We start from the raw sequence: 16,816 nt of genomic DNA on the forward strand, positions 1-16,816 counted from the left end.
TCCAATAAGTCCCGTCATCATTTCATAGACAGCGCAACATTCTGCGCTGCGTGCACGGCGGCCGTGTAGTTGTTGACCAGCAGATCCACCGAGGCGGCCGTCGCATCGAAGACCGGAGCCGGATAAACGCCGAAGAAGATGGTCAGCGCGACCAGCGGGTAGAGGATCAACTGTTCGCGTCTGGAAAGATCGAGCAGCGCCTTCAGCTTCTCCTTCTCCAGCGCGCCGAAGATCACCCGGCGATAAAGCCAAAGCGCGTAGGCGGCCGAGAGGATGACGCCAGTGGCGGCAAAGAGCGCCACCCAGGTGTTGACACGGAAGACGCCAATCAGCGTCAGGAATTCGCCGATGAAGCCCGACGTGCCGGGAAGCCCAACATTGGCCATGGTGAAGACCATCATCGCCACGGCATATTTCGGCATGTTGTTGACGAGGCCGCCATAGGCGTTGATCTCGCGTGTGTGGGTACGGTCGTAGACGACGCCGACGCAGAGGAAGAGCGCGCCGGAGACGATGCCGTGCGAGAGCATCTGGAAGATCGAGCCCTGGACGCCCTGCATGTTGGCGGCAAAGATGCCCATGGTCACGTAGCCCATGTGCGCCACGGAGGAATAGGCGATCAGCTTCTTGATATCGTCCTGCATCATCGCCACCAGAGAGGTATAGATGATGGCGATGACAGACATGGCGAAGACGAGCGGCGCGAAATAATCGGACGCCACCGGGAACATGCCGAGCGAGAAGCGGATGAGACCGTAGCCGCCGAGTTTCAGCAGCACGCCGGCCAGGATCACCGAACCTGCCGTCGGCGCCTGAACGTGGGCATCGGGAAGCCAGGTATGGACCGGCCACATCGGCATCTTCACCGCGAAGGAGGCGAAGAAGGCAAGCCATAACCAAGTCTGCAGCGCCGGCGGGAACTTGTAGGCAAGCAGCGCGGTGATATCGGTCGTGCCGGCCTGCCAGTACATCGCCATGATGGCGAGCAGCATCAGCACCGAGCCGAGCAGCGTATAGAGGAAGAACTTGTAGCTCGCATAGACGCGGTCCTTGCCGCCCCAGACGCCGATGATTAGGAACATCGGAATGAGGCCCGCCTCGAAGAAGACGTAGAAGAGCACGATATCGAGCGAGACGAAGACGCCGATCATCATCGTTTCGAGGATGAGGAAGGCGATCATATATTCCTTCAGGCGCTTCTCGATCGAGAGCCAGCTCGCCAGCACGCAGAAGGGCATGAGGAAGGTCGACAGGATGACAAACAGCATCGAGATGCCGTCGACGCCGACGTGGTAGCCGATGCCGGTGCCGAGCCAGTCACGCTTTTCGAGCATCTGGAAGCCCGGATTGGCATTGTCGAAGCCGGTCCAGATGAAGAGCGAAACGACGAAGGTGAAGACGGTGGTGATCAGCGAGATCCACAGCACGTTCTTCCGGCCGGTTTCGCTCTCACCGTTCATCAGTAGCAGGAGCACCACGCCGACCAGCGGCAGGAAGGTGACCGTTGAAAGAATAGGCCAATCGGTCATCAGAAGGAACTCCCGAGCATCATCCAGGTAACGAGCGCCGCAATGCCGATCAGCATGGCGAAGGCGTAGTGATAGAGGTAACCGGTCTGCAGGCGAACCACGCGATCGGTGACGGCGACGACGCGGGCGGCGACGCCGTTCGGGCCGTAGGTGTCGATGACGCCGACATCACCCTTCTTCCACAGGAAGCGGCCGAGCGCCTTGGCGGTGCGGACGAAGAGGAAGTCGTAGAGTTCGTCGAAATACCACTTGTTCAGCAGGAACTGGTAGAGCACGCGGTGCTGCTGCGCCAGGATACGCGGCGTCTGCGGCGAGCGGATATACATGTACCAGGCGGTGACGAAGCCGAGCACCATGGCGATGAAGGGGCTCAAAGCCACAAGCGCCGGCACATGGTGGAACTCTTCGACCAGTTCGTTCTCGGCGCCGGTAAAGAGCGCACCCTTCCAGAACTCGGCATATTCCTCGCCGTAGAACCGGCCCTCGAAGAAGTAGCCGGCGAAAACTGCTCCAATTGCGAGGAGATAGAGCGGCACCAGCATGACCTGGGGCGACTCGTGGACGTGGTGCATCACCTCGTGCGAGGCGCGCGGCTTTCCATAGAAGGTCATGAAGATCAGGCGCCAGGAATAGAAGCTGGTGAACAGAGCCGCGATGACCAGCAGCGAGAAGGCAAAGCCCGAGACCGCCGAATGCGAAGCATAGGTCGCCTCGATGATCACGTCCTTCGAATAGAAGCCGGCAAGACCGAATGGTGTGAAAGGAATGCCGACGCCGGTGATTGCCAGCGTACCGACAATCATCATACGGAACGTCCACTTAATATGCGGCCGCAAGCCGCCCATGTAGCGCATGTCCTGCTCGCCATCGACGGCATGGATGACCGAACCGGCGCAGAGGAAGAGCAGCGCCTTGAAGAAGGCGTGGGTGAAGAGATGGAAGATCGCCGCGCCATAGGCCCCTACCCCGAGCGCCACGAACATGTAGCCGAGCTGCGAGCAGGTGGAATAGGCGATGACGCGCTTGATGTCGTTCTGCACGAGGCCGACGGTTGCCGCGAAGAAGGCGGTGATGGCGCCGATCACGGTAACGACAACCAGCGCATCCGGCGACAGTTCGAAGAGCGGCGACATGCGGGCGACGAGGAAGACGCCGGCGGTGACCATGGTGGCGGCATGGATGAGAGCCGAGACCGGGGTCGGGCCTTCCATGGCGTCAGGCAGCCAGGTGTGCAGCAGGAACTGCGCCGACTTGCCCATCGCGCCCATGAAGAGCAGCAGGCAGATGCCGGTCAGCGCATGCGCCTTGTCGAGCTGCATGCCGAAGAGGTTGAGGAACACCTCGCCCGCTTCGCCGCCGCCTTCATGCGGAGCGAAGTTCGATGCATTGGCGAAGATCGTGTCGAGGTTGATCGAGCCGAACAGCACGAAAACGCCGGCAATGCCGAGCACGAAGCCGAAGTCGCCGACGCGGTTGACGATGAAGGCCTTCATTGCCGCAGCCGTCGCCGACGGCTTCTTGAACCAGAAGCCGATCAGCAGATAGGAGGCGAGACCGACGCCTTCCCAGCCGAAAAACATCTGGGCAAGGTTGTCAGCGGTCACCAACATCAGCATGGCGAAGGTGAAGAGCGAGAGATAGGCGAAGAAGCGCGGGCGATGCGGATCGGTATGCATGTAGCCGATCGAATAGACATGCACCAGCGTCGAGACCGTGTTGACGACGATCAGCATCACTGACGTCAGCGTATCCACACGCAGCGACCAGGAGACGTCGATGCCGCCGGACTGGATCCAGCGCAGCACCTCGACCTTGATCGGGCCACCTTCGGCATGGCCCATGCCGACGGTGAAGAAGACGACCCAGGACAGGATGGCGGCGATGATCATCAGGCCGCTGGTGACATATTCCGAAGCCTTGGCGCCGATGGCGCGGCCGAAAAGGCCGGCGACGATCGCACCGATCAAGGGAAGAAAGACGATAGCCTTATAGAGGAACATGAGCCACTCAGCCCTTCATCATATTGACGTCTTCGACCGCGATCGAGCCGCGGTTGCGGTAGAAGACAACGAGAATTGCAAGACCGATCGCCGCTTCGGCAGCCGCGACCGTCAGGATGAACAGCGCGAAGACCTGGCCGACGATGTCGTTCAGGAAGGAGGAGAAGGCGACCATGTTGATGTTGACGGCGAGCAGGATCAGTTCGATCGACATCAGGATGACGATGACGTTCTTCCGGTTCAGGAAGATGCCGAAGACGCCGAGCGTGAAGAGGATGGCGCTGACCGTCAGGTAGTGGGAAAGTCCGATGACCATGTTCTTTGTTCCTTGACCTGCCTTTAGACGCCCTGCCCGGGCTTGACCGAAACCACCTCGACGGCGGTGGCGGGCGTGCGGGCAACCTGCCTGGGAATATTCTGCCGCTTGATGTTGGTGCGATGCCGCAGCGTCAGCACGATCGCGCCGATCATGGCGACCAGCAGCACCAGACCGGCGATCTGGAAGAAATAGACGTAGTTGGTGTAGAGCACGTCGCCGAGAGCGGCGGTATTGGTGCGCTCGCTCAGCGCCGGGATCGGCATGGCGACTGATTTGGCGATCTCAGGCGAGATGACGCTGCCACCGATGACGACGATCAGTTCGGCTGCGAGGATCACCCCGATCAGCCCGCCAATCGGCGCATATTCGAGAACGCCGGCCCTCAGTTCGGTGAAGTCGATATCGAGCATCATCACCACGAAGAGGAAGAGCACGGCGACGGCGCCGACATAAACGACAAGCAGGATCATCGCCAGGAATTCGGCACCGAGCAGCAGGAAGAGGCCAGCCGCATTGAAGAACACCAGGATCAGGAAGAGAACCGAGTGAACCGGGTTCTTCGCCCAGATGACCATGAACGCCGACGCCACCGCGACAAAGGCGAAAAGATAGAAAAATAGAGCCTGCAGACCCATGTTGGTGCCTTTTTCATCTTCCCCCGGGCAGCCGGGAGTTTCCCTGCCCGATGGAGCTTTCCCCGGCGCTAACCGGCAAAGCTCCTGTGCATATTGACCACGACAGGAGCACCTGCGCTCCATCGCGGCATTTCAAAATCTCAATCAGCGGTACGGCGAGTCGATCGCGATGTTGCGAGCGATTTCGCGCTCCCACCGGTCTCCGTTGTCCAGAAGCCGCGCCTTGTCGAAATAGAGCTCTTCGCGGGTTTCCGTCGCAAATTCGAAATTCGGGCCTTCGACGATCGCGTCGACCGGGCAGGCTTCCTGGCAGAAGCCGCAATAGATGCACTTCACCATGTCGATGTCGTAGCGCACGGTACGGCGCGTGCCGTCATTGCGGCGGGGACCCGCCTCGATGGTGATCGCCTGGGCAGGACAGATCGCCTCGCAGAGCTTGCAGGCGATGCAGCGTTCCTCGCCGTTCGGATAACGGCGCAGCGCATGCTCGCCGCGGAAACGCGGGGAGACCGGGCCTTTTTCGAAGGGATAGTTGATCGTCGCCTTCTGGCGGAAGAAATAGCGCATCGACAGAAAGAACGCGCCGACGAATTCCTTGAGAAACAGCGAGCTGATGGAGCCGGACAAGCTTGCCATCTTCAACCTCCAATTTTGCCGGAAACAAGAGCGGGCATGATCATGCCCAACCCGTCAGTTTCAGCACGAATGCAACGATGACGACCATGGCGAGCGACAGCGGCAGGAAGACCTTCCAGCCGAGGCGCATGAGCTGGTCGTAGCGGTAGCGCGGAACGAAGGCCTTGACCATCGCGAACATGAAGAACACCAGGCAGGCCTTCAGCGTGAACCAGATGATACCTGGGACCCAATTGAGGATCCAGATATCGACCGGGGGCAGCCAGCCGCCGAGGAAGAGGATCGTCGTCAGCGCGCACATCAGGCAGACGGCCGCATATTCGCCGAGCATGAACATCATGTAGGGCGAGGAGCCGTATTCGACCATGAAGCCGGCAACGAGTTCCGATTCAGCTTCCGGAAGGTCGAAGGGCGGACGGTTCGTCTCGGCGAGTGCTGAAATGAAGAAGATGATGAACATCGGGAAGAGCGACAGCCAGTGCCAGTCGAGGAACGACGCCGGCAGGCCGAGCATGGTGCCGAGGCCGGTATGCTGCGCATTGACGATATCGGTCAGATTCAGCGAGCCGACGCAGAGAAGCACGGTGACGATGACAAAGCCGATCGAGACTTCATAGGACACCATCTGTGCCGCCGAGCGCAGCGCGCCGAGGAACGGATACTTCGAGTTCGAAGCCCAGCCGCCCATGATGATGCCGTAAACCTCGAGCGAGGAGATCGCGAAAATATAGAGGATGCCGACATTGATGTTGGCGATCACCCATCCGTCGGCCAGCGGCACCACCGCCCAGGTGGACAGCGCCAGAAGCACCGTCACGAGCGGCGCAAGCAGGAACACCGCCTTGTTGGCGCCGGCCGGAATGATCGGCTCCTTGAAGACGAACTTCAAAAGGTCGGCGAAGGACTGAAACAGGCCGAAGGGACCGACGACGTTCGGCCCGCGGCGCAGCTGCACGGCCGCCCAGATCTTGCGGTCGGCGAGCAGCACGTAGGCGATGAAGACGAGCAGGCAGACGAGAAGCAGCAGCGACTGACCGATCATGATGATCGCCGGCCAGACATAGGTCGAAAAGAAAGAATCCATAGTCCCCTGCCCTTACTCTGCCGCGACTTTGAAGTTGTTGCGGGCCAATGCCGAGCACTCCGCCATGACAGCCGAGGCACGCGCTATCGGGTTCGTCAAATAGAAGTCTTTCACCGGCGACGCAAACCCGGATTTGTTCATCTTGCCGGCTTTTTTCGCAACTGCGGCAATTTGGGCGCTATCGGTTTCGGCGATCTCGTCGATGGCGGCGAAATGCGGGAAAGCGGCATAGAGGCGGACACGCAATTCACTCAACGAATCGAAGGGAAGCTTCTTGCCGAGCACGTCGGAAAGGGCACGGATGATCGCCCAGTCCTCGCGGGCGTCACCCGGCGCAAAACCTGCGCGATTGCCCATCTGGACGCGGCCTTCGGTGTTGACCCAGGTGCCGGACTTTTCGGTATAGGCTGCCGCCGGCAGGATGACGTCGGCATGGTGTGCGCCGTTGTCGCCATGCGAGCCGATATAGACGGTGAGCTTGGCCTTCTTGGCGGTGAAGTCGAGTTCGTCGGCACCGAGCAGGAAGAGCACGTCCATCGCCGTCAGCATCTCGGCAGCGTTGACGCCCTTGGTGCCCGGCACGAAGCCGAGATCGAGGCCGCCGACACGCGAGGCAGCGGTATGGAGGACGGCAAAGCCGTTCCAGCCTTCGACGACCGCGCCGACCGAACCGGCGAGCTTGGCAGCACTGGCGAGAACGCCGGCGCCATCGGTGCGCGACAGCGCGCCCTGGCCGATGATGATCATCGGCTTGGCGGCGTTCTTCAGCACGTCGGCGAAGGCGTGGGTGCCGTCGACCAGATCCTTCAGCGTGTCGGGACCGCCGCCGAGGTAATCATAGCTGTAGCGCAGTTCGCCCGGCTCGCCGATCACGCCGATCGGGAACTTGCCGCGGCGCCAGCGCTTGCGGATGCGGGCGTTGAGGATGGCGGCCTCGAAGCGCGGATTGGCGCCGATGATCAACAGCGCATCGGCCTGGTCGATGCCCGCAATGGTCGGGTTGAAGAGGTAGCTTGCACGGCCGAGCGACGGATCGAGTGCCGCCCCATCCTGGCGACAGTCGAGATTGGCTGACCCCAGCGACTTCACCAGTTCGGAGAGCGCATACATCTCCTCGACGGAAGCGAGATCGCCGGCGATAGCGCCGATCTTGTCGCCCGAGGTCGCGCCGACCGCGGCCTTGATGGCGCCAAAGGCTTCGGCCCAGGTAGCGGGCTGCAGGCGGCCGTCGCGGCGAACATAAGGCCGATCGAGGCGCTGGGTCTTCAGGCCGTCCCAGATGAAGCGGCTCTTGTCGGAGATCCACTCTTCGTTGATCGTCTCATTGACGCGCGGCAGGATGCGCATGACTTCGCGGCCGCGGGTATCGACGCGGATCGCCGAACCGACGGCATCCATGACGTCGATCGATTCGGTCTTGTTCAATTCCCACGGGCGCGCGGTGAAGGCGAAAGGCTTGGAGGTAAGCGCGCCGACCGGGCAAAGGTCGACGACGTTGCCCTGCAGCTCGGAGGTCATCGCCTGTTCGAGATAGGTGGTGATCTCGGCATCCTCGCCGCGGCCGATCAGGCCGAGTTCGGAAATGCCGGCGACCTCGGTCGTGAAGCGGACGCAGCGCGTGCAGTGGATGCAGCGGTTCATCACCGTCTTGACGAGCGGGCCGATATACTTGTCTTCGACGGCGCGCTTGTCTTCCTGATAGCGCGAGGTGTCGATACCAAAGGCCATCGCCTGGTCCTGCAGGTCGCATTCGCCGCCCTGGTCGCAGATCGGGCAATCCAGCGGATGGTTGATCAGCAGGAATTCCATCACGCCTTCGCGGGCCTTCTTGACCATCGGCGTGTTGGTGAAGACCTCAGGCAGTTCGCCGTTAGGGCCGCCGCGGATATCGCGCACGCTCATGGCGCAGGAAGCCTGCGGCTTCGGCGGTCCGCCCTTTACCTCGACGAGGCACATGCGGCAATTGCCGGCAACCGACAGGCGCTCGTGGAAGCAGAAGCGCGGAACCTCGGCACCGGCATCCTCACACGCCTGCAATAGCGTGAAATGATCCGGAACTTCGATCTCGTTGCCGTCAATCTTCAGTTTTGCCATCGTCGCTCAGTCCTGTTTCCCGTTTGCCTGATGACGGCAAACAAACCTATTTTTGCAACACTCTCATTGCCAAGCCGGATCTTTCGTCCTGCCGACATCTGATGTCGCCCAAATTCTCTGTCGCGCATTCCAGACCCGGAACCCGCACCGGCATCTGCAGCTTGAGGTCCCCGCCCGTCCGCCGATCTGCCCATCCTTCCGGCCGATTGCACGGCCGGACAGTTCATTTCTTCCTGCGGCCCCGTCCCGCCAGAATTTTCGCCTGACCGGTCCAGTCGTCACGGCCGATGCGGCCGTTAAAGCCGAGTTCGGCGTCGAGCCGGGCGATTTCCTCGTCGGTCCAGGCGGCGATCTCAACGAAGTTGCGAATGCCCTTGGCATTCAGCACCTGCTCCAGCTTCGGGCCGATGCCGGCGATCAGCTTCAGATCGTCGGCCTTCCCACGCGCAACCGGTTTTGCCTTCACAGCCGGCTTTGGTTGGCTGGTCTTCACTTGGCTTGCTGGCTTCGTGTGGCTGGCTGGGGTCGGCTCGCTGACCGGCTTGACAACAGTCAGGGTCGGCCTTGCCTTCTTCTCGGTCGGCGGCTTGGTGAAAGCCCTGACATCCGGGCGAATATTCTCCGGCCGGATATCGACATCGGGCTTCAGTTCATCCGGCGGCGTGTCATCGAGTGCGGCCGCAACCTTGCCGGTCGTTTCCAAGGCGCTCTGGAAGGCACCGAAGAAGGCGCCCGCCATCTGGGTCGAGAAACCGAAGCCGATCGCCGTTGCGGCAGCAAAGGCTGCAGCGGGATGCGCCATCAGCGGATGCACCGGCATCGCCCGTGCATTTTCCAGCATCTCGGCGGCAAGACGACCGAAACCGGCCGCGAAATCGGCGACTTCTTCCTTTTTCCCAGCCTTGGATGCATTGTCCGCCATGATTATTCAGCCGCCTCCAGAACCGCACCGTGATCGAGGGCGCTTGCCGTATACTGGTCTATGCGCTTTTCGATCTCGGGACGGAAGTTACGGATCAGACCCTGCACCGGCCATGCGGCGGCGTCGCCCAGCGCACAGATGGTATGGCCTTCAATCTGCTTCGTCACCTGGAACAGCATGTCGATTTCGCGCTTCTGGGCATTGCCCTTGGCCATGCGTTCCATCACGCGCCACATCCAGCCGGTGCCTTCGCGGCAGGGCGTGCACTGGCCGCAGCTCTCATGCTTGAAGAAGGCGGAGATACGGGCGATCGCCTTGATGACGTCGGTGGACTTGTCCATGACGATCGCGGCGGCAGTACCGAAGGAAGAGCCGACGCCGCGCAGGCCGTCGAAATCCATCGGGCAATCGATGATGTCCTTGGCCGGAACGATCGGGCAGGACGCCCCGCCCGGAATGACGGCAAGCAGGTTGTCCCAGCCGCCGCGGATGCCGCCGGCATGGCGGTCGACCAGTTCGCGGAAGGTGATACCCATTTCCTCTTCGACCGTGCACGGCTTGTTGACGTGGCCGGAGAGCATGAACAGCTTGGTTCCGACATTGTTCGGGCGGCCGATGGCCGAGAACCAACCGGCGCCGCGGCGCAGGATCGTCGGCGCAACAGCGATCGATTCGACATTGTTGACCGTCGTCGGGCAGCCGTAGAGGCCCATATTGGCCGGGAACGGCGGCTTCAGGCGCGGCTGGCCCTTCTTGCCTTCGAGGCTTTCGAGCAGCGCGGTTTCCTCGCCGCAGATATAGGCGCCGGCGCCGTGATGGACGAAGATGTCCATGTCCCAGCCGAGCTTGTTGTTCTTGCCGAGCAGGCCATAATCATAGCATTCGTCGATCGCCGCCTGCAGCGCTTCGCGCTCTCTTATATATTCGCCGCGCACATAGATGTAGGCCGCATTGGCACCCATGGCGAAGCTCGCGATGACACAGCCTTCGATCAGCGTATGCGGATCGTGGCGCATGATATCGCGGTCCTTGCAGGTGCCGGGCTCCGATTCGTCAGCGTTGACGACGAGGTAATGTGGGCGGCCGTCGCTTTCCTTCGGCATGAAGGACCATTTGAGACCTGTGGGGAAACCGGCGCCGCCACGACCGCGAAGACCAGAGGCCTTCATCTCGTTGATGATCCAGTCGCGGCCCTTTTCGAGGATCTGCTTGGTGCCGTCCCAGTGGCCGCGGCTCATCGCGCCCTTCAGGGATTTGTCCTTGAGGCCGTAGATATTGGTAAAGATGCGGTCTTTATCTTGTAACATGCTTCACCTCTTACCGCGGCTTCTTGCCGAAGACCTTGATATATTCCGCTTCGCCGCCCTTGGCGAGCGCCTTGGCCTGCTTGACCCAGTCATCGCGCTCGATGCGGCCGCGGAAGTTCAGGTAGCCGTCGACCCATTCGCGTTCGGCCTTCTTCCAGCCTGCGACCTGCGCAAAGGTGAAGATGCCGATTTCGTTCAACGTCGCCTCGATTTTCGGGCCGACACCCGAGATCATCTTCAGATCATCCGGTGCGGCAGGCTTTTCGACGCCGGCCGGACGGTTCTTGTCGGTCAGGACAGGCTTTGCCGCCGCGGCAGCTTCAGCATTGACGGCAGCTTTCGGCGCCGGTTCGGCGGCCGCAGTGCCTGATATCGGCCGCTGCTCGGCAGCCTTGGCGTTTTTCGCAGCCGCCTTCGGCGCCGTTGCCGGCGTCTTCAGGGCAGCATTGGTCTCGGCATCGGTGCTCTTCGGGCGGGCGGCCTCGGAGGGCGGAACCGGCGCGGCGTCGACTGGAGCCGACACGGATTCGGCATTGGCCTTCTTGGCGCGCGACCTTGCCTTCGGCTCTTCCGTCGTCAGCGAGGTCAGGCCGCCTTCAGGCGCCGAAAACACCCGGTCGATCTGGGTGCCGGGCTTGATGCTGGCACCATTACCGGCGGCAAAGACGTCGATGATCTCTTCGAGACGCTCAGGCGTCAGGTCCTCATAGGTGTCCTTGCCGATCATCACCATCGGCGCGTTGACACAGGCCCCGAGACATTCGACCTCTTCCCAGGACAATGTGCCTTCGGCATTGCGCTCGAAGGCATGGGCATGGATCTTGCTCTTGCAGACCGACATCAGCGCTTCCGAGCCGCGCAGCATGCAGGGCGTCGTGCCGCAGACCTGGACATGGGCGCGCGTTCCCACAGGATGCAGCTGGAACTGCGTATAGAAGGTCGCGACCTCGAGCACTCTTATATAGGCCATGTCGAGCATGTCGGCGATCTTTTCGATCGCCGCGCGCGTGACCCAGCCGTCCTGCTCCTGCGCCCGCATCAACAGCGGAATGACCGCCGATTGCTGGCGGCCGGCGGGGTATTTCTGGATCGTCTTGTCCGCCCAGACCGCATTCTCATCGCTGAAGGCGAATGCGGCAGGCTGGAATTGATCTTCGGCTAATCGACGAACGGACATTCTTCCTCACGCCTTGTCAGTTTAGGGTTCCACACCGCGAAGCGGTCAAAGACTGCATTTCGCAGGCATAGGCCGACTGGTCTTTTTGCATAAACACTACGAATTTGCTGCCGTTCGGAATGGCAGCCTTGATCTGATAGCCCTTGGACAAAAGCTCGCCCATGGACGATTGCTGCGCCGGCGGCGTCTCTTCCTTACGGCCCAGCGGCGTGCCGAGGCTATCGGACTCCTGAGCCGAAACCCCGGATGCCGAAAGAAGGATTACGACGGCCAGCGGCAGAAGCTGCATCAGCGGTCCACCTCACCGAAGACGATGTCGAGCGAGCCGAGGACGGCCGCGACGTCGGCAAGCTGGTGGCCGCGGCACATGAAATCCATGGCCTGCAGATGGGCGTAGCCCGGGGCGCGGATCTTGCAGCGATAGGGCTTGTTGGTGCCGTCGGAGACCAGATAGACGCCGAACTCGCCCTTCGGCGCCTCGACGGCGGCGTAAACCTCGCCGGCCGGCACGTGGTAGCCTTCGGTATAGAGTTTGAAGTGGTGGATCAGCGCTTCCATCGAACGCTTCATCTCGCCGCGCTTCGGCGGCACGACCTTGCCGTCAATCGACGAGAAGGGACCGGTCTTGGCATCCGAGAGCAGCCGGTTGACGCATTGCTTCATGATGCGAACCGACTCGCGCATCTCGATCATGCGGATCAGATAGCGGTCGTAGTTGTCGCCATTCTTGCCGATCGGGATGTCGAATTCGAGATCGGAATAACATTCATACGGCTGGGCGCGACGCAGATCCCAGGCCGCACCCGAACCGCGCACCATGACGCCGGAGAAGCCCCAAGCCCAGCATTCCTCCAGCGAGACGACGCCGATATCGACGTTGCGCTGCTTGAAGATACGATTGCCGGTCAACAGGTTGTCGATGTCGTCCAGCGCCTTCAGGAACGGGTCGCACCAGCTGCCGATATCCTGCACGAGCTGTTCGGGCAGGTCCTGGTGGACGCCACCCGGACGGAAATAGGCGGCGTGCATGCGCGAGCCGCTGGCGCGCTCGTAGAACACCATCAGCTTTTCACGCTCTTCGAAGCCCCAGAGCGGCGGCGTCAGCGCGCCAACGTCCATGGCCTGCGTCGTGACGTTCAGAAGGTGCGAGAGGATACGACCGATTTCCGAATAGAGAACGCGGATCAGCTGGCCGCGAATCGGGATCTCGATGCCGAGCAGCTTTTCGACGGCCATCGCATAGGCATGTTCCTGGTTCATCGGCGCGACGTAGTCGAGACGATCGAAATAGGGCACGGCCTGAAGATAGGTCTTTGTCTCGATCAGCTTCTCGGTGCCGCGATGCAAAAGGCCTATATGCGGATCGACACGCTCCACAATTTCGCCGTCAAGCTCCAGGACAAGACGAAGAACGCCATGCGCCGCCGGATGCTGCGGTCCGAAGTTGATGTTGAAGTTGCGGACGTTATGTTCGGTCATTTGCAACGCGCTCCGCTATTGCAGGCATAAGCCAATGGGCAATAGGCAATAGTGTAGTTTTCAATTCTCATGTTCGTTCCGTCCATCCTGCAGGCGGCGAATAAGCGACCACAGCATCTTTCCCACTTCTGCTACCAAGGAAAGCGCCAACTGGGTTTGTGACACCGTGACAATTCCTACTCGCGCCGAGAGTATCAGATGCGTTTCCAACTCCTTCAGAGACCCTTGGGCAATTTTCAAGTGGTGCACGTAGGCACCCGTTGACTCGCGTCCGTAACCTTCCGCGATGTTTGCTGCAATGGATGCTGCAGAACGTCTTACCTGGGAGGCAAGGCCATAAATTTCCTCTTTTGGAAATTCCTTTGTGAGGCCGTAACATTCAACCGCAAGATCCATGGAGCGCTGCCACACCTTAAGATCCTGATAGGAATTAATCGCCGTTGCCATTCTCCCTTGTCACTACTGCCTGCTGGCTTCTGCCTGATGCCTAAGACTACTGTTTCGCTTTTTCGTCGCCGGGCAGTACATACTCCGTGCCTTCCCAGGGCGACATAAAGTCGAAGTTGCGGAATTCCTGCTTCAGCTCGACCGGCTCGTAGACGACGCGCTTTGCGGCGTCGTCGTAGCGCACTTCGACAAAACCGGTGGTCGGGAAGTCCTTGCGCAACGGATGGCCTTCGAAGCCATAGTCGGTCAGGATGCGGCGCAGGTCCGGATGGCCGGTGAAGAGCACGCCATACATGTCCCAGGTCTCGCGCTCGAACCAGTCGGCACCTGGATAGACGGGGCAGGCCGACGGAACCGGCGTATCCTCGTCGGTCGCGACCTTGACGCGGATGCGCAGGTTCTTCTTCGGCGACAGCAGGTGGTAGACGACATCGAAACGCAGCTCGCGCTGCGGCCAGTCGACCCCGCAAATATCGATCAGGTTGACGAAACCGCATTTGGCGTCGTCGCGCAGGAAAGTCAGAAGCGCGACCAGGTTTTCACCCGTCGTCGTCAGCGTCAGCTCGCCATACTTCATCTGCGATGCGGCGATCAGGTTGCCGCGCGCTTCGCCAAGGTAGGACGCAAGCTCAGTCAGGGCTTCACTCATATGCCTTGTCCTTAACCCTTAGCGTTCGATCGTGCCGGTACGCCGGATCTTCTTCTGCAGCAGAAGCACGCCGTAAAGCAACGCCTCTGCCGTGGGGGGACAGCCCGGCACGTAGATGTCGATCGGCACGATGCGGTCGCAACCGCGCACCACCGAGTAGGAATAGTGATAATAGCCGCCGCCATTGGCGCAGGAGCCCATCGAGATGACATAACGCGGCTCGGGCATCTGGTCATAGACCTTACGCAGCGCCGGCGCCATCTTGTTGGTCAGCGTGCCGGCGACGATCATCACGTCGGACTGGCGCGGCGAAGCGCGCGGCGCAAAACCAAAGCGCTCGACGTCGTAACGCGGCATCGACAGCTGCATCATTTCGACGGCGCAGCAGGCAAGGCCGAAGGTCATCCACATCAGCGAGCCGGTGCGGGCCCAGTTGATCAGCTCGTCGGTCGAGGTGACGAGAAAACCCTTGTCGGCAAGCTCGTTGTTGATCTCACCGAAAAATGGGTCGTTGCTGCCGATCGGCTTGCCGGTCGAAGGATCGATGATCCCTTTTGGCTGCTGTGCGACGAGCGGCTGATTGCTCACAGGGGCTACTCCCATTCCAGGGCTCCCTTCTTCCATTCATAGATAAAGCCGATGGTCAGCACGAGAAGGAAGACCATCATGGACCAGAAGCCGAACCAGCCGATGGCGCCGAAGGAGACGGCCCAGGGGAAGAGGAAGGCGACTTCGAGGTCGAAGATGATGAAGAGGATCGACACGAGGTAGAAGCGGATGTCGAACTTCATGCGGGCGTCGTCGAAAGCGTTGAAGCCGCATTCGTAAGCCGAGAGCTTTTCCGAATCTGGCGCTTTGAAAGCCACGGCGAACGGCGCGATGAGCAGCGCCAGACCGATCACGAGCGCAATAGCAATGAAGATAGCGATTGGAATATAAGAACTGAGTAGTTCAGTCATCATGTTCATCCCTGCTTGCCGGAGACGCCAGGTGGCGCATTTGGGCAAATGCCCGGCAAGCGAACGTGCGTTGCAACAAGCCGTGGTTAGCGCAGCCGAAGCCCCGGCGCAAGACTTTTACAGAAGCAATTCGACGAGTAGCCGAGGGACACTATCAAGCACATGCAATGATGTCGCGACAAATCCGCGCAAGCCGCTTCAGCGCGCATGCCTGACCACTGGAAACTGCATAGCTTTCAAGAGAAATGGCGCGAGTGACGGGGCTCGAACCCGCGACCTCCGGCGTGACAGGCCGGCACTCTAACCGACTGAGCTACACCCGCGCATTGATCGGCCATTTTGCGGCCGCGAGGAAGAAGAGAACCGGACAAACGACAAATCGCATTTGCGTTTTACAAGACTTGAAATGGCGCGAGTGACGGGGCTCGAACCCGCGACCTCCGGCGTGACAGGCCGGCACTCTAACCAACTGAGCTACACCCGCAATTCATTTCAAGCAGTCCGGATGCCTTCGCACCCTCTCCAAAACGGCTGCCCGTTTCGATGAGCGGCTAACTACGGGGTTCGCCTTTTAGTGTCAAGCAGGTTTGGAGACAAAACCATGACAGTCCGTGAAATGTTTCTGCGGGTTGGGTGCCAGACGAACAAAAGCCGGCACTTCCGTCTTCCGCAGCGATGCTCAGGCGCAGACGCAGCGCCTTCGAAACGGACATGCTCGCCGCCCTCCCCTCACTTTTCCACAGCCGAGCCAAACCTAAGCGGCATTGAAGACACGGGACCACCGCCAAAAAAATCAAAAAATCTTCACAAACACTCTTGCGGTTTTGCCGCGATCCGCATAGATCACGGCCACCAACGCGGCAGGCCGATCCGGCTTCGTTTGCGATGGGCGATTAGCTCAGTTGGTAGAGCGCCTCGTTTACACCGAGGATGTCGGGAGTTCGAGTCTCTCATCGCCCACCATTTTCAATCTTTCCTGCTGCTTGTTCATCGGAATTAGACTCCCGAATTAGCTCGCTAATCCGATCAGGATCTGCGCAAGGTGTTTTGTCAGGAGACACCTCATGAAAACCGTTGCCATCATCTCTACGCTGCTTCTCGCCAGCGTGGCTGCGCCGCCGTGCATTGCCAGAGAGCCAGCGCAAGAGGTGTTCCTGTCTGCCGGGGATCAGGCGATTACAACCTCGGGAGAAACCCCGGCGCGTGAAGCCAGAACATATCTGCTGAGAATGCAGTCAGATCTGCCGATTAATTTTTCGGTCGATGCCGACAATTCGGCCTGCAGCTTGGAAATCAGCAAAGCCAGCCAGCGCGGCGTCTTAAGCACCATCAGCCGATTCCCCGCGTCTTTCAGAGACAGCGGTCAAAGTGGCGATAAATATACGTTTTCGTTTTTCCAAAACCGCGTTTCATTTATGAGCGGCGCCCGGTGCGCCTTCTCATTTTCTCTCACGCAGAAGTGACTGTGGGGTGATGGGCATCCCTCGCCGTTTGGAGGACGCCCATCGTCTGCCATTTCATGGCGATTACATCCACGCCGAAAACCCTCCCGCTGCCTATCGCTTCGTCACGACTCTCC

17 protein-coding genes and 3 tRNA genes are annotated in these 16,816 nt (G+C 60.4%); 2 read left to right on the forward strand and 18 right to left on the reverse strand.

Annotation, left to right across the window (positions count from 1 at the left end):
• Positions 1 to 17 precede the first annotated feature (17 nt).
• The 18 genes from AC1D1Z_RS07390 to AC1D1Z_RS07475 form a co-directional block, all read right to left on the reverse strand.
• Positions 18 to 1,529 (reverse strand): NADH-quinone oxidoreductase subunit M, encoded by a 1,512-nt coding sequence (locus tag AC1D1Z_RS07390; RefSeq protein WP_446983328.1) that lies wholly within the window; start codon positions 1,527 to 1,529, stop codon positions 18 to 20.
• Positions 1,529 to 3,529 carry an NADH-quinone oxidoreductase subunit L gene (gene nuoL, locus AC1D1Z_RS07395; RefSeq protein ID WP_193444406.1) on the reverse strand — a complete coding sequence of 667 codons (2,001 nt, stop codon included), beginning with the start codon at positions 3,527 to 3,529 and terminating at the stop codon, positions 1,529 to 1,531. The genes AC1D1Z_RS07390 and nuoL overlap by 1 nt, the downstream gene beginning before the upstream one ends.
• A gap of 7 nt (positions 3,530 to 3,536) precedes the next feature.
• Positions 3,537 to 3,845, reverse strand: a complete 309-nt coding sequence (nuoK, locus tag AC1D1Z_RS07400) for an NADH-quinone oxidoreductase subunit NuoK (protein WP_003547388.1) — start codon at positions 3,843 to 3,845, stop codon at positions 3,537 to 3,539.
• Between the two features lie 23 nt (positions 3,846 to 3,868).
• Positions 3,869 to 4,483: an NADH-quinone oxidoreductase subunit J gene (locus AC1D1Z_RS07405; RefSeq protein WP_003547387.1), complete on the reverse strand. Its 615-nt coding sequence runs from the start codon at positions 4,481 to 4,483 to the stop codon at positions 3,869 to 3,871.
• Between the two features lie 144 nt (positions 4,484 to 4,627).
• A complete protein-coding gene (gene nuoI, locus AC1D1Z_RS07410; protein ID WP_003547385.1) occupies positions 4,628 to 5,119 on the reverse strand; it encodes an NADH-quinone oxidoreductase subunit NuoI in 492 nt (163 codons plus the stop codon).
• A 40-nt stretch (positions 5,120 to 5,159) separates the two neighbouring features.
• The gene (gene nuoH / locus AC1D1Z_RS07415) at positions 5,160 to 6,203 is read right to left on the reverse strand and encodes an NADH-quinone oxidoreductase subunit NuoH (protein ID WP_018241596.1); all 1,044 of its coding nucleotides are present in this window, start codon (positions 6,201 to 6,203) and stop codon (positions 5,160 to 5,162) included.
• A gap of 12 nt (positions 6,204 to 6,215) precedes the next feature.
• Complete coding sequence (nuoG, locus tag AC1D1Z_RS07420) at positions 6,216 to 8,297, reverse strand: NADH-quinone oxidoreductase subunit NuoG (protein WP_446951640.1); 2,082 nt, start codon at positions 8,295 to 8,297, stop codon at positions 6,216 to 6,218.
• Positions 8,298 to 8,520: 223 nt separating this feature from the next.
• Positions 8,521 to 9,219 (reverse strand): 5' DNA nuclease, encoded by a 699-nt coding sequence (locus tag AC1D1Z_RS07425; protein WP_065276886.1) that lies wholly within the window; start codon positions 9,217 to 9,219, stop codon positions 8,521 to 8,523.
• 2 nt (positions 9,220 to 9,221) lie between these two features.
• Positions 9,222 to 10,526: an NADH-quinone oxidoreductase subunit NuoF gene (gene nuoF, locus AC1D1Z_RS07430; RefSeq protein WP_003547378.1), complete on the reverse strand. Its 1,305-nt coding sequence runs from the start codon at positions 10,524 to 10,526 to the stop codon at positions 9,222 to 9,224.
• A 10-nt stretch (positions 10,527 to 10,536) separates the two neighbouring features.
• Positions 10,537 to 11,703, reverse strand: a complete 1,167-nt coding sequence (locus AC1D1Z_RS07435; RefSeq protein ID WP_446983326.1) for an NADH-quinone oxidoreductase subunit E — start codon at positions 11,701 to 11,703, stop codon at positions 10,537 to 10,539.
• 16 nt (positions 11,704 to 11,719) lie between these two features.
• Positions 11,720 to 11,992 carry a hypothetical protein gene (locus AC1D1Z_RS07440; RefSeq protein WP_018241592.1) on the reverse strand — a complete coding sequence of 91 codons (273 nt, stop codon included), beginning with the start codon at positions 11,990 to 11,992 and terminating at the stop codon, positions 11,720 to 11,722.
• The gene (locus tag AC1D1Z_RS07445; RefSeq protein WP_018447540.1) at positions 11,992 to 13,182 is read right to left on the reverse strand and encodes an NADH-quinone oxidoreductase subunit D; all 1,191 of its coding nucleotides are present in this window, start codon (positions 13,180 to 13,182) and stop codon (positions 11,992 to 11,994) included. The genes AC1D1Z_RS07440 and AC1D1Z_RS07445 overlap by 1 nt, the downstream gene beginning before the upstream one ends.
• Positions 13,183 to 13,242: 60 nt before the next feature.
• Entirely contained in the window at positions 13,243 to 13,629 is a 387-nt protein-coding gene (locus tag AC1D1Z_RS07450) for a four helix bundle protein (RefSeq protein ID WP_018447539.1), read from the reverse strand.
• 46 nt (positions 13,630 to 13,675) lie between these two features.
• Complete coding sequence (locus tag AC1D1Z_RS07455; RefSeq protein ID WP_003558447.1) at positions 13,676 to 14,278, reverse strand: NADH-quinone oxidoreductase subunit C; 603 nt, start codon at positions 14,276 to 14,278, stop codon at positions 13,676 to 13,678.
• 18 nt (positions 14,279 to 14,296) lie between these two features.
• A complete protein-coding gene (locus tag AC1D1Z_RS07460; RefSeq protein WP_003547368.1) occupies positions 14,297 to 14,881 on the reverse strand; it encodes a NuoB/complex I 20 kDa subunit family protein in 585 nt (194 codons plus the stop codon).
• Entirely contained in the window at positions 14,872 to 15,237 is a 366-nt protein-coding gene (locus AC1D1Z_RS07465; RefSeq protein WP_010055493.1) for an NADH-quinone oxidoreductase subunit A, read from the reverse strand. Before AC1D1Z_RS07465 ends, AC1D1Z_RS07460 begins: the two co-directional genes overlap by 10 nt.
• A 246-nt stretch (positions 15,238 to 15,483) precedes the next feature.
• Positions 15,484 to 15,560 (reverse strand) — tRNA-Asp (locus AC1D1Z_RS07470).
• Between the two features lie 84 nt (positions 15,561 to 15,644).
• A tRNA-Asp gene (locus tag AC1D1Z_RS07475) sits at positions 15,645 to 15,721 on the reverse strand.
• Between the two features lie 403 nt (positions 15,722 to 16,124).
• Between AC1D1Z_RS07475 and AC1D1Z_RS07480 the strand changes: the two genes are divergently transcribed.
• Both AC1D1Z_RS07480 and AC1D1Z_RS07485 read left to right on the forward strand, forming a co-directional pair.
• Positions 16,125 to 16,200: transfer RNA gene (locus AC1D1Z_RS07480), tRNA-Val, on the forward strand.
• 101 nt (positions 16,201 to 16,301) lie between these two features.
• Positions 16,302 to 16,700: a hypothetical protein gene (locus AC1D1Z_RS07485; protein ID WP_028733659.1), complete on the forward strand. Its 399-nt coding sequence runs from the start codon at positions 16,302 to 16,304 to the stop codon at positions 16,698 to 16,700.
• Positions 16,701 to 16,816 lie beyond the last annotated feature (116 nt).

Source organism: Rhizobium sp. P1_E1 (genome assembly GCF_056406015.1).

Excerpts from the sequence above, each read along its gene's own strand:
- AC1D1Z_RS07390 (WP_446983328.1), bottom strand. The coding sequence starts at position 1,529 with ATGACCGATTGGCCTATTCTTTCAACGGTCACCTTCCTGCCGCTGGTC.
- AC1D1Z_RS07460 (WP_003547368.1), bottom strand. The coding sequence starts at position 14,881 with ATGGGAGTAGCCCCTGTGAGCAATCAGCCGCTCGTCGCACAGCAGCCA.
- nuoH (WP_018241596.1), bottom strand. The coding sequence starts at position 6,203 with ATGGATTCTTTCTTTTCGACCTATGTCTGGCCGGCGATCATCATGATC.
- AC1D1Z_RS07455 (WP_003558447.1), bottom strand. The coding sequence starts at position 14,278 with ATGAGTGAAGCCCTGACTGAGCTTGCGTCCTACCTTGGCGAAGCGCGC.
- AC1D1Z_RS07405 (WP_003547387.1), bottom strand. The coding sequence starts at position 4,483 with ATGGGTCTGCAGGCTCTATTTTTCTATCTTTTCGCCTTTGTCGCGGTG.
- nuoI (WP_003547385.1), bottom strand. The coding sequence starts at position 5,119 with ATGGCAAGCTTGTCCGGCTCCATCAGCTCGCTGTTTCTCAAGGAATTC.
- AC1D1Z_RS07425 (WP_065276886.1), bottom strand. The coding sequence starts at position 9,219 with ATGGCGGACAATGCATCCAAGGCTGGGAAAAAGGAAGAAGTCGCCGAT.
- AC1D1Z_RS07440 (WP_018241592.1), bottom strand. The coding sequence starts at position 11,992 with ATGCAGCTTCTGCCGCTGGCCGTCGTAATCCTTCTTTCGGCATCCGGG.
- AC1D1Z_RS07445 (WP_018447540.1), bottom strand. The coding sequence starts at position 13,182 with ATGACCGAACATAACGTCCGCAACTTCAACATCAACTTCGGACCGCAG.
- AC1D1Z_RS07465 (WP_010055493.1), bottom strand. The coding sequence starts at position 15,237 with ATGACTGAACTACTCAGTTCTTATATTCCAATCGCTATCTTCATTGCT.
- nuoG (WP_446951640.1), bottom strand. The coding sequence starts at position 8,297 with ATGGCAAAACTGAAGATTGACGGCAACGAGATCGAAGTTCCGGATCAT.
- AC1D1Z_RS07435 (WP_446983326.1), bottom strand. The coding sequence starts at position 11,703 with ATGTCCGTTCGTCGATTAGCCGAAGATCAATTCCAGCCTGCCGCATTC.
- AC1D1Z_RS07485 (WP_028733659.1), top strand. The coding sequence starts at position 16,302 with ATGAAAACCGTTGCCATCATCTCTACGCTGCTTCTCGCCAGCGTGGCT.
- AC1D1Z_RS07450 (WP_018447539.1), bottom strand. The coding sequence starts at position 13,629 with ATGGCAACGGCGATTAATTCCTATCAGGATCTTAAGGTGTGGCAGCGC.
- nuoF (WP_003547378.1), bottom strand. The coding sequence starts at position 10,526 with ATGTTACAAGATAAAGACCGCATCTTTACCAATATCTACGGCCTCAAG.
- nuoL (WP_193444406.1), bottom strand. The coding sequence starts at position 3,529 with ATGTTCCTCTATAAGGCTATCGTCTTTCTTCCCTTGATCGGTGCGATC.
- nuoK (WP_003547388.1), bottom strand. The coding sequence starts at position 3,845 with ATGGTCATCGGACTTTCCCACTACCTGACGGTCAGCGCCATCCTCTTC.